The following is a 13,339-nucleotide window of genomic DNA, read 5'->3' as shown; positions in this document are numbered from 1 at the left end:
GATGAAGTTTGGAAACGTGATTCGCCAACATTGGGCCGCGTTGCGCGCGCTGCTCGTGTTCACCGTGCTGCTCGGTTTCGGCTATCCGCTGCTGATTTGGTTGGTGGCTTCGATTCCCGGACTGCACGACAAGGCGCAGGGTTCGATCATTACCGCGAGCGGCAAGCCCGTCGGCAGCAAGCTGATCGGCCAGTCGTTCACCGACTCGTCGGGCAACCCGCTGCCGCAGTATTTTCAGAGCCGCCCATCGGCCGCGGGCAGCAACGGGTATGACCCGACCGCCAGCGGCGGCAGCAACCTGGGTCCCGAAAGCGTGGTCGACGTAGATCCGGCCAAGCCCAGCCTGCTGACGCAGGTGTGTTCCCGCAGTGCATCGATCGGCCAACTCGAAGGCGTCGATGGGTCGCGTCCGTTCTGCACGGGCGGCGGCGTCGGGGCCGTCCTGTCGGTGATCGGCCCCCGCGATTCGCGCGGCTATGTCACTCACCCCACCAGAGTCGTGAGCGTCAACGAGCCGTGCGGCACGACGCCCCAGCCTTTCCTGGACTTCTACGAGGGCGTTCGGGTCGAGTGCGCGAAGTCCGGCGAGGACTACTCGATCGGCCAGATCGTGCCCATTCGCGGGGCCGCGCCGGCGGATCCGCGGGTTCCGGCGGACGCTGTCACCGCCAGCGGCAGCGGCCTGGATCCGAACATCTCAACGGCGTACGCGGACATCCAGGTCGCCCGCGTGGCCAAGGCCCGGCATGTGTCCCCGGACCAGATACGCGAGGTCCTCGCGCACTACCGCAACGGCCGCACCCTTGGCTTCTTCGGCGAGCCAGTCGTGAACGTGCTGGAACTCAACCTCCAACTCGATCACACGTATCCGGTCACCAGTTAGCGCCATGGGGGGATGATGGTTGACGTGAACGACGTCGGCCTCCCGGGCCAACCTGCCAAGCGCGGAGAGCTACGCATCTACCTCGGTGCGGCCCCGGGTGTGGGCAAAACGTACGCGATGCTGGGAGAGGCGCACCGGCGCTTGGAGCGCGGCACCGACCTGGTGGCCGCCGTCGTGGAGACGCATGGACGGGCGAAAACCGCTGAGCTGATTGAGGGCATCGAGGTCATCCCGCCGCACTATGTCGACTATCGCGGCGGGAGTTTCCCCGAACTCGACGTGCCCGCCGTGCTGGCACGGCATCCGCAGGTAGTCCTCGTCGACGAACTCGCCCACACCAACACACCGGGCAGCAAAAATCCCAAGCGCTGGCAGGACGTCGAGGAACTGCTCGATGCCGGTATCACCGTGATCTCCACGGTCAACATCCAGCACCTGGAAAGCCTCAACGACGTCGTCGCGCGGATCACGGGCATCCATCAGCAGGAAACGATACCGGACTCCATCGTGCGGGAGGCCTCGCAGGTCGAACTCATCGACATAACCCCGGAGGCGCTGCGGCGCAGGCTATCCCACGGCAACGTCTACGCTCCGGCGCGGATCGACGCGGCCCTGTCCAACTACTTCCGTCGCGGAAACCTCACGGCCCTACGCGAATTGGCGCTACTGTGGCTGGCCGACCAGGTGGACACCGCACTGGCCAAGTACCGCGCCGAGAACAAGATCACCGACCTGTGGGAGGCGCGCGAACGAGTCGTCGTGGCCGTCACCGGTGGACCGGAATCGGAGACCTTGGTACGGCGGGCGTCGCGGATCGCGTCGAAATCCAGCGCCGAGCTGATGGTGGTGCACGTCATACGTGGCGATGGGCTGGCCGGCGTGTCCGACCGCAAGATGGGCAAGATTCGCGAACTGGCGAACAGCCTGGACGCTTCCCTGCATACCGTGGTCGGTGACGACGTGCCCACGGCCCTACTGGATTTCGCCCGCGAAAACAACGCCACCCAGCTGGTGATCGGCACCTCGCGTCGGCCCCGGTGGGCGCGCATCTTCGAGGAGGGCATCGGCCAGACGATCGTCGAGCGGTCCGGAAAGATCGACGTGCACATGGTCACGCACGAGGAATCCAAGCGCGGCTTGCACGTTGGGTCGCTCGCGCCACACGAGCGACGCGTCGCATCCTGGCTCGCGGCGTTCATCATCCCCTCGGCCATCTGCGCGGTCACGGTGACCATGCTGGACCCCTATCTGGACACCGGCGGCGAGAGCGCGTTGTTCTTCGTCGGGGTACTGTTGGTCGGCTTACTGGGAGGCGTTGCCCCGGCGGCCCTTTCGGCGGTGCTCTCCGGGTTGCTGCTGAACTACTTCCTAATAGCTCCGCGGCACAGCTTCACCATCGCCGAACCCAACAGCGCCATCACCGAGTTGGTGCTGCTGCTGATCGCGGTCGCCGTCGCGGTCCTGGTGAACTTCGCGGCCAATCGCGCGCGAGAAGCGCGGCGCGCGTCCCAGGAGGCCGAGCTGCTGACGCTGTTCGCCGGATCGGTGCTGCGCGGCGCGGACCTCGAGACGCTGCTCGAACGGGTGCGCGAGACGTACTCACAGCGCGCGGTCAGCATGCTGCGCGAGCCCGGCGAGGAGGATCGCGCCAGCGGAAAGAAGAGCCACGTTGTCGCCTGCGTGGGCAACGACCCTTGTGCGAGCGTGGATTCCGCTGACACCGCGATCGAGGTCGGCGACGACGAATTCTGGATGTTGATGGCCGGCAGGAAGCTGGCGGCGCGCGACCGCCGGGTGCTCGCCGCGGTGGCCAAACAAGCCGCGGGTCTGATCCGGCAGCGCGAGCTTGCCGACGAAGCCAGCCGGACCGAGGCGATCGTGCGGGCCGACGAGCTACGCCGCTCCCTGCTCTCGGCGGTCAGTCACGATCTGCGCACGCCGCTGGCCGCGGCCAAGGTAGCGGTATCCAGCTTGCGCGCCGAGGATGTCGCCTTCTCGGCCCAGGACACCGCCGAATTGCTCGCCACCATCGAGGAGTCCGTCGACCAGCTGACGGCGTTGGTCGGCAATCTGCTCGACTCCTCGCGCCTGGCCGCCGGCGTGGTTCGACCCGACCTGCACCGGGTGTATGTCGAGGAGACGGTGCAGCGCGCGCTGGTCAGCATCGGCAAGGGCGCCACCGGCTTCTACCGACCCGCCATCGATCGCGTCAAGGTCGACGTCGGTGACGCCGTGCTGATGGCCGACGCCGGGCTGCTGGAACGGGTGCTCGCCAACCTGATCGACAACGCGCTGCGCTACGCGCCCAACAGCATCGTCAGGGTCAACGCCGGACAGGTGGGCGATCGCGTCCTGATCAACGTCATCGACGAAGGACCCGGAATCCCACACGGGGCCGAGGATCAGATATTCGAAGCGTTCCAACGCCTCGGCGACCAGGACAACACCACCGGGGTGGGCCTGGGCATGTCGGTGGCGCGCGGCTTCGTCGAGGCCATGGGTGGCACCATCGCGGCCGGCGATACCCCCGGCGGCGGACTGACCGTCGTGGTGGAACTCGCCGCCCCGCAGCAGATTGGCGCACGATGACCCGGGTGTTGGTGATCGACGACGAGCCGCACATCCTGCGGGCGTTGCGAATCAACTTGTCCGTGCGCGGCTACGAGGTCATCACCGCGTCGACCGGTGCCGGTGCGCTGCGCGCCGCCGCCGAGCACAAGCCCGACGTGGTGATCCTCGACCTGGGCCTGCCCGACATCTCCGGAATCGAGGTGCTGGGTGGCCTGCGCGGCTGGCTCACGGCGCCGGTGATCGTGTTGTCGGCGCGCACGGATTCCTCGGACAAGGTCGAGGCGCTGGACGCCGGCGCCGATGACTATGTCACGAAACCCTTTGGGATGGACGAGTTCCTGGCCCGGCTGCGTGCCGCGGTCCGGCGTAACGCCGCGGCGTCCGAAATGGACGAGCCCGTCGTGGAAACCGACGCGTTCACCGTCGATCTGGCCGCCAAGAAGGTCACCAAGGACGGCGCCGAAGTGCATCTGACCCCGACCGAATGGGGCATGCTCGAGGTGCTGGTCCGCAACCGCGGCAAGTTGGTCGGGCGCGAGGAACTGCTCAAGGAGGTTTGGGGTCCGGCATACGCCACCGAAACCCATTACCTGCGTGTGTATCTGGCGCAGCTGCGGCGCAAGCTCGAGGATGACCCGTCGCATCCCAAACATCTGTTGACCGAGTCGGGCATGGGCTATCGCTTCGAGGCGTGAGTCACGTCCGCAACATGCGCCTCTGCCGAAGGCGGCCGGCTTTTTGCCCGCCTCACAGCGACAACTTGGCTGCCGCACGCAACTCCGGCACGGGTACGACATCGACGGAGTTGTCGCTGTGAGGCGGGCAAAACGTGCGTCGCCTCCGTGCGGTTATCAGTGTGGCGGATGTGACTCAAGCGATCGACAGCACGATGCCGTCGAGGATGTCGTGTTCGCTGACGGTCAGCTCATCGATGCCCGCCCGGGTGCGCAGCTCGCGCGCCAGTTCCTCGACCACGATCGCGCCGCCCCCGATCACGTCGGCGCGGCCCTCGTGCATCGGCGGCAGCGCCGCACGCTCGGCCCGCGTCATGCCGATCAACCGATCGCAGACCCCCTGCAGATCACGGCCGGCAACACGCGAAAGGTGAATAGCCGCAGCGTCATACGCCGTCATGTTGTGGGCCAGCGCGGACAGCGTGGTCATCGTGCCCGCCAACCCAACCCACGTCCGGGCGCCTTCGACGGGCACCGCGCGCAGCGCAACCTCGAGCCGCTCGCGCACCACCTGGCGGGCCGCCGTCACTTCCTCCGGTGTGGGCGGGTCGGAATGCAGGCAGCGTTCGGTCAGCCGGACACAACCGATGTCGGCCGAATAGCTGGCGAGCACTTCGTCCGCGCCGACCACGATTTCGGTGGAACCCCCACCCAGGTCGGCCACGACGAAAGGCCCTCGCGCGCTGTCCAATTCGCCGACCGAGCCGCGGAACGACAGCTCGGCTTCTTCGGCGCCGCTGATCACCTCCGCAACGGCGCCAGGGAGCACCGGGCCCAGCACGTCGGCCGTCATCGCAAAAAACACATCGCGATTGGCCACATCACGCGCGGCCGACGTCGCCACCATCCGCACCCGCTCGACGCCGTGCTCTTTCAGCAACGAAGCGTAATCGGTTAACGCGGACCGGGTCCGGGCGATCGCGTCCGGTGCGAACTCGCCCGTCGCGTCCACGCCCTGACCCAACCGCACGATCCGCGTCTCGCGATGCACATCGCGCAGGCGTCCGCCGGCGGCAGCGGCGATCAGCAACCGAATTGAGTTGGTACCGCAGTCGATAGCGGCAAGCCGGCTCACCACTGTCCCGTCACCAACACAGGGGCCATCGCCGGCTCGCCGGCCAGGAGGGCCAGTGCCTCATCGCCGAGCGGATTCACCCCCGGGCCCTTGGCCAGCGAATGCGCGATCAGCACGTGCAGGCACTTGACCCGGTCCGGCATGCCTCCGGCGGAAAAGTCCGTCCCCAGCGGCTCGATCGCATCGCGCTCGGCCAGATACGACTCGTGCGCCCGCCGATACGCGGCCGCCAACTCCGGCTCGCGCTTCAACCGCTCGGTCATCTCGTGCATCAGTCCCGTCGTCTCCAGCCTGCTCGCGGCCGCGGTGAGCACCGGGTGCGTGAGGTAGTACAACGTCGGAAACGGCGTGCCGTCAGGAAGTTTCGGCGCCGTCTTCACCACGCCGGGTTCGCCGTTGGGGCAGCGATAAGCGATCTCCAAAACCCCGCGCGGCTCGCGACCGAGCTGGCGCGCCACCGCTTCCAGGTCCGCACGATCAACCACCGGGCGCCGTTGGGGTGGGTGGGGTGTTGGACGGTGGCAGGTGCGGGGCATCGGCGATCGTGTGCCACAGCGCCGTGTACCACGGGTCACCGCTGGCGGGTTTGGCCGTATCGGATCCGGGCTGCGGCGTCGCCGCCGACGGCGGGAGCTGGACCTGGAACGGGATGTCTCCCGGCTTCACGAAGCCGAGTCGCTCGCGGGCCTGCGCCGCGATGTAGGCCGGGTCACCGAGTTTGACCTTCTTCTGCTCGAGGTCGGCGATCTGGCGCCGCAGCGCGGCTTCGCTCGCGGCCAACTGATTCATCTCGGTGCGCTGCGCGAAGTAGGTGCGTACCGGGCCCGCGATGGTCAGAGTCAAGACGCAAATCACCGCGGCGAGCACCGCCGCCCGGCGCGCGGTGAATCCCAGCCGCTGATCCGACCGCTGCTCGACGGATTCGGCGAGCTGCCGCTTGATGGGTTCGACGACGTGCTCACGCACGGTCTTGGTGGAGCGACGGCGCCGAGCCGGATCGCCGGCCTTGCCCGGGCGTGATGCCGGGGAGCGGCGCTTCGGATCGGGCTTGGGCGTCAAGCTATTTCGACCTGTTCATACTTATTTCTGGTCCAGCGCGAACCGCGGGAAAGCCAGATCGCCGGCGTAGCGGGCCGCGTCGCCAAGCGCCTCCTCGATGCGCAGCAGCTGATTGTATTTGGCGACGCGCTCGCTGCGGGCGGGAGCGCCCGTCTTGATCTGGCCGCTGCCGACCGCCACCGCCAGATCGGCGATGGTGGTGTCTTCGGTCTCGCCGCTGCGGTGGCTCATCATCGTGCGATAGCCGCTGTGGTGCGCCAGCACGACGGCGTCCAGCGTCTCGGTCAGCGTCCCGATTTGGTTCACCTTGACCAGCAACGCATTTGCCACTCCCTTTTCGATGCCGTCCTCGAGGCGCTCGGGATTGGTGACGAAGATGTCGTCGCCGACGATTTGCACCCGGTCGCCGATCGACGACGTCAGGGCCGCCCAGCCGTCCCAATCATCTTCGGAGAGCGGGTCTTCGATCGACACCAGCGGATAGGAGTCGAGCAGGCCGGCGTAGAACTCGGTCATCTGCTCGGCGCTGCGGGTGCTGCCCTCGAAGGCGTAGCCGGTCCCGTCGGTGTAGAACTCGGTGGCCGCCGCGTCGAGGGCCAAGGCCACGTCGACGCCGGGTTTCAAGCCCGCCGCCTCGATGGCCGTGCTGATCAGGTCGAGCGCCGCGGTGGTCCCGGCCACGTCGGGAGCGAAACCGCCTTCGTCGCCCAGCCCGGTGGAAAGCCCCTGCTTCTTCAGCACCGATTTGAGCGCGTGGTACACCTCGGCGCCCCAGCGCAGCGCCTCACCGAAATGCGACGCTCCGATCGGCGCCACCATGAATTCCTGAATGTCGACGGCGGTGTCGGCGTGCGCACCGCCGTTGAGGATGTTCATCATCGGCACCGGCAGGATGTGCGCGTTGGGGCCGCCGAGATAGCGGAACAGCGGCAGCTCGGCGGAATCCGCGGCCGCCTTGGCGACGGCCAGCGAGACGCCCAGGATCGCGTTGCCGCCGAGCCGCGACTTGTCCGGGGTGCCGTCGAGGTCCACCAATGCCTGGTCGACCAACCGCTGATCGTCGGCGTTGAGTCCGATGACGGCCGGGGCGATCTCGTCCAGCACGGCCTGCACCGCCTTCTGCACACCCTTGCCGCCGTAGCGCTCGCCGCCATCGCGCAGCTCGACGGCCTCGTGCTCCCCCGTCGACGCGCCGGACGGCACCGCCGCCCGGGCAAATGTCCCGTCGATCAGAGCTATCTCGACCTCGACCGTCGGGTTACCGCGAGAATCGAGGATCTCGCGGGCCCCGACCTGCTCGATAATCGGCACTGGGTTCTCCTTGCGTGTTAGCTGATGACGGCCGCCTTAAGCGTAAAGCCTCGGTCAGCGATACATCCTGCTACAGCGGGTGCCCCGACGCGTAGGCGGTCGCCCAGTCCCGAACGGCCCGCGCGTAGATGCCGGAGTTGTTGTACGCGCGCAGCGCGGTTATCCACCCGCGGGGTGTGGCGAGATCCTTTCCGCGCCAACACAAATAGCCCGCCGCCGCGAGCGCCGCGTCGTCGATGTTGTCCGGGCTCACGCGCCCGTCGTTGTGCGCGTCGACCCCATACAGCCGCCACGTCTCCGGGATGAACTGCATCGGCCCCATCGCGCGCACCACATCGACGTCCCCACGCGGGTCTTCCTCGCTGTCGACGATGCGCAGGGTGCCGCCGCTGCCGTCCAGGCGAACACCCCGAATGGGAGGGCTCACATCGCCGTTGGGCGCCAGCGTCGCACCCCGGTACGTGCCGTGATGGCTCTCCACCTGTCCGATGCCCGCCAGCGTGGTCCACGCGATATGACACTTGGGGTTTTCGACCTCGGCGACCCGGGCGGCATAGGCGTAGGCCTCCAGCGCGATGACCGGAATCTCCATCGCGGCCGACCGTTGCTGCGCCCATTCCCGCAACTGGTCCGCGGGCCGTCCGCTGGCGTGGGTGTTCACCGGCGGCACCGCATCGCCGGCCGGCGGCGGCACGCCGTCGGGAATGAAAAGGCTGAGCTGCCAGGTGCAGCTGGAGGCCATCAGCATCGCGGTCGCGCCGATCACAGCGGCCGCGCGCAACCAACGCCTCGGCGACACCACGCTCCCCTTAAGCTCGCCTGCACCAACTTCGCCCATAATCATCGTCCCATGAGTTTTGGGACTAAAAAGTCTGAACGGGCTCAGCGGCGGCCACCGCGCTTCTTCGAGCCCTTGCCGGACCCCTTGGCCGCGGCGGCGGGCTCGTCGGTCTTGTCGCCGGCCCCATCGCCGCCGGCCGGCTCCACCGCATCGACTTCCGGCCCGGCGACGGGCCAGTGTGCACGCCACTCCTCGTCGGTGATCTCGCCCAGCGGCGTCACATCGAACTCCTCGGGAACGCTGTCCCCGCGGCGGGTGGTGGCTATCGACTTTTCGACAGCGCGGACGGTGTCGACGAACTCCAAAACTGCTGTGCGCAACGAGCTTTCGGCGTCGATACCCGCCGACACCTCGACCGCGGTGATCTCGGCGGGGATCAGGTCGGCCGGGAACCCGGCCTTCTCCGCGCGTTGAATAACCTTCTGCGCCAGCGCCAATGAGGGCTGGCCGGTATGAACCTCGTCCATCACCGAGTTCCGCGGTTTTTCGGCCGCCTTGCGCTCCTCCCACTGAGCCAGCTGGTCCTCGAGCGAAATGGGTTGGCCCGCAAGCACACCCGGCACCCGGTTGCCGAGCTTGCGCATCAACGTGGCGGCGACGTCGTCGATGGTGAAGGAGTGCTGCGGCGCGTCCTCGGCGATGCGCGCGTGGAAGAGGACCTGCAGCAACACGTCGCCGAGCTCTTCGCGCAGCTGATCGGCGTTGCCGCTGCGGACGGCGTCGAGCAGCTCGTAAGTCTCCTCCAGCAGGAATCTGCGCAACGAGTCGTGCGTTTGCTCGCTTTCCCACGGCCCGGCGGTGCGCAGCTTGTCCATCATTGCGACGGCGTCGACGAGCCGTTCGCCGCGCGGTGTGTCGGGCGCCGAAATCAGCCGCGCCCCGGCGGCCAACCGGGCGGCGACGGCCGGGTGGTCGGGGTCGGACGACAGCAACACGGGGGCTGGGACGTCTGGGTCCCCGGTGTGGACGGGGCGGGCACCCGGTAGCGACCAGGGCACCGCGACGGGCATCTCCTCGGTGTACTGCACCTCGCCGGCGAGGTGCTCGATCGCTTCGACGGGCACCAGCGACGGGCGTCGGGGATCGAACAAGACGACGATCATCTCGCCTGTCGCTCCTCCCCGGGCATCGCTGCAGGTGAACCCGTTATACCAATCTCTATCTGTGGCTTGCCTTGCAGCGCCGTCACCACGTTGGCCACCATCTGGACCAACTCGACATCGCGGATGCGTGGCGCACCGACACCCCCGGCGCGCGGGATCGGAACCTGAACGGTGGCGGTGGTGGCCCGGTAGTGCGCGCCCGGATACATCCTCTTGAGCCGCACCTGAGCCGAATCTAGCAGCGTTATCGGCGACAGCCGCACCGTCGCCGCGGAGGCGGCCGACACTTCGGTGATGCCGGCTTCACGGCACAGCAGCCGCAGCCGCGCCACCGCGACCAGCCGCTGGGCGGGCTCGGGCAGCGGCCCGTAGCGGTCGGTGAGCTCCTCGACGACCCCGACGATGGCCGCGTCGTCGGCCGCGGCGGCCAACCGCCGATAGCCCTCCAGCCGCAGCCGGTCGCTGGCGATGTAGTCGGGCGGCAGGTGCGCGTCGACCGGCAGGTCGATCCGCACATCCTTGGGCTCCTCGCGGGCAACGACCGTCTCGCCGTCGGCGGCCGCGCGGTAGGCCTCGACGGCCTCGCCGACCAGGCGCACGTACAGGTCGAATCCGACGCCGGCCACATGGCCGGATTGCTCGACGCCCAGCACGTTCCCGGCGCCCCGGATCTCGAGGTCCTTCAGCGCGACCGCCATGCCCGCGCCCAGCTCGTTGTTCTGCGCGATGGTCGCCAGCCGGTCGTAGGCCGTCTCGGTCAGCGGCACGTGCGGTGGATAGAGGAAGTAGGCGTAGCCGCGTTCCCGGCTGCGGCCGACCCGGCCGCGCAGCTGGTGCAGCTGCGACAGCCCGAAGGTGTCGGCACGCTCGACGATGAGCGTGTTGGCGTTGGAGATGTCCAGCCCGGTCTCCACGATCGTGGTGCAGACGAGGATGTCGTATTCGCGGTTCCAGAACCCCTGAACGGTCCGTTCCAGCAGGTCCTCGGGCATCTGGCCGTGCGCGACGACGACGCGCGCCTCGGGCACCAGCTCGCGTACCCGGGCGGCGGCCCGGTCGATGGAGCTGACCCGGTTATGGACATAGAAAGCCTGCCCGTCGCGCAGCAGCTCGCGCCTCAACGCCGCGGCGACCTGCTTGTCGTCGTGCGGGCCGACGTAAGTCAGCACCGGGTAGCGCTCTTCGGGCGGCGTCAGGATCGTCGACATCTCGCGGATCCCGGCCAGGCTCATCTCCAGCGTCCGCGGGATCGGGGTCGCGCTCATGGTGAGCACGTCGACGTGGGTGCGCAGCGACTTGATGTGCTCTTTGTGCTCGACCCCGAACCGCTGCTCCTCGTCGACGACGACCAGGCCGAGATCCTTCCAGCGCACTCCGGTCTGCAGCAGCCGATGCGTGCCGATCACGACGTCCACCGACCCGTCGGCCAGGCCGTCGATCACGGCGCGGGATTCGGCGCCATCGGTGAACCGGGACAACCCCTTGACGACGACGGGAAACCCGGCCATCCGCTCGCCGAAAGTCTGCAGATGCTGGTCGGCCAGCAGCGTGGTGGGGACCATCACGGCGACCTGCTTGCCGTCCTGCACCGCCTTGAACGCCGCCCGCACCGCGATCTCGGTCTTGCCGTAGCCGACGTCGCCGCAGATCACCCGGTCCATCGGAATCGGCTTTTCCATGTCCGCCTTCACCTCGGTGATCGCGGTGAGCTGGTCGACGGTCTCGGTGAAGCCGAACGCGTCCTCCATCTCGGCCTGCCACGGGGTGTCCGGCCCGAAGGCGTGCCCTGGGCTGGCCTGCCGTTTGGCGTACAGCGACACCAGCTCGCCGGCGATCTCGCGGACCGCGCGGCGCGCCTTGGTCTTGGTGTTGGCCCAGTCGCTGCCGCCCAGCCGGCTCAGCGCCGGGGCCTGGCCGCCGACATACCGCGATAGCTGGTCCAGGGAATCCATTGGGACATACAGCTTGTCGGCCTGCTGGCCCCGCTTGCTGGAGGCGTACTCGAGCACCAGGTACTCGCGCCGGGCGCCGCCAACGGTGCGCTCGACCATCTCCACGAACCGGCCGATGCCGTGCTGGTCGTGCACCACCAGGTCGCCCGCCGCGAGCGCCAGCGGGTCGACGGTGTTGCGCCGTTTGGCCGCCAGCCGTTTGCCCTCGACGGCCGTGGCCCGGTTGCCGGTCAGGTCGGTCTCGGTGATGACGACCAGGTTGGCGCCGGGTATCACGACGCCGTCGTGCAGCGGGCCCTTGAGCACCCCGACGACTCCGGGGTTGGGCGCAGCACCGCAATCCAGCATCGCGGCCGGCGTATCGAACTCGGCCAGCCGCTCCACCACGCGGTGGGCGGTCCCGGTCCCGGGCGCAACCACCGCGGCATACCCGCCGGTCGTGACGTGCGCCCGCAGCATCGCGAAGATGCTGTCGATGTCGTGTTGATGGCCACGAGCCGACGGCGCCGCCCGGATGTCGAGCTCCAGCGCCGACTCGTCGGACAGCTGACTCAACGTCCACCAGGGATGACCGGACCGGACCGCCGCGGCCTCCACGTCGCCGAGTTCGGCGAAGCCCGACCCACCCAGTTGCCCGATGTCGACGGGCGCTTGGTCTGCCGACGTGCCCAGCGCGGCGACCGACCACGACGCCTCGAGGAACTCACGGCCGGTCTTGATCAGGTCGGCCGCCCGGCTGCGCACCTTCTCCGGGTCGCACAGCAGCACCGGGGTGCCCTCGGCCAGCTGATCGGTCAGCAGGACGTGGGCCCCATTTTCCGCGGGCCGCAGCACCGGCAGCAGCGCCTCCATGCCGTCGACGGGGATGCCCTCCGCCAGCTTCGCCAGCATGTCGGTCAGGCTGCCGGTGATCGCGCCCTCGCCCGCGGGGTGCCGTGCGGCCAGCGCGGCGGCCCGCGCCCGCACGTCGTCGTCGAGCAGCAGCTCACGGCAGGCGACCGCGACCACCGTGTCGACGTCGATCTCGGGAATGGACCGCTGATCGGCGACCGCGAACATCCGCATCTCGCTGACCTCGTCGCCCCAGAACTCCACGCGCACCGGGTGTTCGGCGGTCGGTGGGAAAACGTCGAGAATCCCCCCACGGACGGCGAATTCGCCGCGCCGGCCGACCATATCCACCCGGGTGTAGGCCAGCTCGACCAGCCGGGCCACGACGCTCTCGAATTCGACTTCCTGGCCGACGCTCAACGTGACCGGTTCCACGAGGCCCAGCTGCGGCGTCATCGGTTGCAGCAGCGATCGGACGGTCGTCACGACCACCTGCAGCGGCGGCCCCAGCCGCGTGTCGTCGGGATGGGCCAGCCGGCGCAACACCATCAGGCGGGTGCCGACGGTATCGACGCCGGGTGACAGCCGTTCGTGCGGCAGCGTCTCCCAGGACGGGAAGACCGCGACCGCGTCGCCGTACACGCCCGCCAGTTCGGCGGCCAGATCGTCGGCTTCGCGCCCGGTGGCGGTGACCACCAGCAACGGACCGAGCCGCGCCAGCGCGCTGGTGACGAACAAGCGGGCGCTGGCCGGGCCGACCATGCTCAATTCCGCGGGTCGGGCGGCCGCGCGCTCGATGAGCTGCTGGAAAGTGGGCGCCGTCAGCGCCAATTCGACGAGCCCCGCGATCGGGGTTTCTGGGCGAGCAGGCCCCGGTGCGGTCATGATGAGGCCCATTCTAGGGGCCGATCGGAGCCGCCGAATTTCGTGAAGATTGCGCCGGACGCCGTCAAAGGATCGTCAAGAAAGCGGCACCCGA

10 protein-coding genes are annotated in these 13,339 nt (G+C 68.5%); 3 read left to right on the top strand and 7 right to left on the bottom strand.

What is annotated here, in order from left to right:
• Window position 1 precedes the first annotated feature (1 nt).
• From ACQI5H_RS09655 to ACQI5H_RS09645, 3 genes are read left to right on the top strand one after another with little or no spacing between them, the layout of a single operon-like run.
• A complete protein-coding gene (locus ACQI5H_RS09655) occupies window positions 2-883 on the top strand; it encodes a potassium-transporting ATPase subunit C (RefSeq protein ID WP_427079170.1) in 882 nt (293 codons plus the stop codon).
• Window positions 884-895: 12 nt separating this feature from the next.
• Window positions 896-3,472 carry an ATP-binding protein gene (locus tag ACQI5H_RS09650; protein WP_427079169.1) on the top strand — a complete coding sequence of 859 codons (2,577 nt, stop codon included), beginning with the start codon at window positions 896-898 and terminating at the stop codon, window positions 3,470-3,472.
• On the top strand, window positions 3,469-4,149 hold the full coding sequence (locus ACQI5H_RS09645) for a response regulator (protein WP_427079168.1): 681 nt from the start codon (window positions 3,469-3,471) through the stop codon (window positions 4,147-4,149). The genes ACQI5H_RS09650 and ACQI5H_RS09645 overlap by 4 nt, the downstream gene beginning before the upstream one ends.
• Window positions 4,150-4,324: 175 nt before the next feature.
• On the opposite strand, the gene ACQI5H_RS09640 is transcribed toward ACQI5H_RS09645, so the two are convergent.
• From ACQI5H_RS09640 to mfd, 7 genes are all read right to left on the bottom strand, one after another.
• On the bottom strand, window positions 4,325-5,266 hold the full coding sequence (locus tag ACQI5H_RS09640; protein ID WP_427079167.1) for an exopolyphosphatase: 942 nt from the start codon (window positions 5,264-5,266) through the stop codon (window positions 4,325-4,327).
• Window positions 5,260-5,748 (bottom strand): DUF501 domain-containing protein, encoded by a 489-nt coding sequence (locus tag ACQI5H_RS09635; RefSeq protein ID WP_427079166.1) that lies wholly within the window; start codon window positions 5,746-5,748, stop codon window positions 5,260-5,262. The genes ACQI5H_RS09640 and ACQI5H_RS09635 overlap by 7 nt, the downstream gene beginning before the upstream one ends.
• Complete coding sequence (locus tag ACQI5H_RS09630; protein WP_427079165.1) at window positions 5,741-6,322, bottom strand: FtsB family cell division protein; 582 nt, start codon at window positions 6,320-6,322, stop codon at window positions 5,741-5,743. Before ACQI5H_RS09630 ends, ACQI5H_RS09635 begins: the two co-directional genes overlap by 8 nt.
• Window positions 6,323-6,343: 21 nt before the next feature.
• Complete coding sequence (gene eno, locus ACQI5H_RS09625) at window positions 6,344-7,633, bottom strand: phosphopyruvate hydratase (protein ID WP_427079164.1); 1,290 nt, start codon at window positions 7,631-7,633, stop codon at window positions 6,344-6,346.
• A 70-nt stretch (window positions 7,634-7,703) separates the two neighbouring features.
• The gene (locus ACQI5H_RS09620; RefSeq protein WP_427079163.1) at window positions 7,704-8,432 is read right to left on the bottom strand and encodes a lytic transglycosylase domain-containing protein; all 729 of its coding nucleotides are present in this window, start codon (window positions 8,430-8,432) and stop codon (window positions 7,704-7,706) included.
• 83 nt (window positions 8,433-8,515) lie between these two features.
• Window positions 8,516-9,577: a nucleoside triphosphate pyrophosphohydrolase gene (locus tag ACQI5H_RS09615; RefSeq protein ID WP_427079162.1), complete on the bottom strand. Its 1,062-nt coding sequence runs from the start codon at window positions 9,575-9,577 to the stop codon at window positions 8,516-8,518.
• Window positions 9,574-13,245 carry a transcription-repair coupling factor gene (gene mfd, locus ACQI5H_RS09610; RefSeq protein WP_427079161.1) on the bottom strand — a complete coding sequence of 1,224 codons (3,672 nt, stop codon included), beginning with the start codon at window positions 13,243-13,245 and terminating at the stop codon, window positions 9,574-9,576. The genes ACQI5H_RS09615 and mfd overlap by 4 nt, the downstream gene beginning before the upstream one ends.
• Window positions 13,246-13,339: the final 94 nt, after the last annotated feature.

The sequence above is a fragment of the Mycobacterium heidelbergense genome (assembly GCF_050205645.1).
Lineage (GTDB): Bacteria > Actinomycetota > Actinomycetes > Mycobacteriales > Mycobacteriaceae > Mycobacterium > Mycobacterium heidelbergense_A.
The sequence above is the reverse complement of the archived record's forward strand: the minus strand, read 5'-3'. Positions and strand labels throughout refer to the sequence as shown.

What these genes read in the sequence shown, in the direction of transcription:
- ACQI5H_RS09655 (WP_427079170.1), top strand. Translation starts at nt 2, where the DNA reads ATGAAGTTTGGAAACGTGATTCGCCAACATTGGGCCGCGTTGCGCGCG.
- ACQI5H_RS09650 (WP_427079169.1), top strand. Translation starts at nt 896, where the DNA reads ATGATGGTTGACGTGAACGACGTCGGCCTCCCGGGCCAACCTGCCAAG.
- ACQI5H_RS09645 (WP_427079168.1), top strand. Translation starts at nt 3,469, where the DNA reads ATGACCCGGGTGTTGGTGATCGACGACGAGCCGCACATCCTGCGGGCG.
- ACQI5H_RS09615 (WP_427079162.1), bottom strand. Translation starts at nt 9,577, where the DNA reads ATGATCGTCGTCTTGTTCGATCCCCGACGCCCGTCGCTGGTGCCCGTC.
- mfd (WP_427079161.1), bottom strand. Translation starts at nt 13,245, where the DNA reads ATGACCGCACCGGGGCCTGCTCGCCCAGAAACCCCGATCGCGGGGCTC.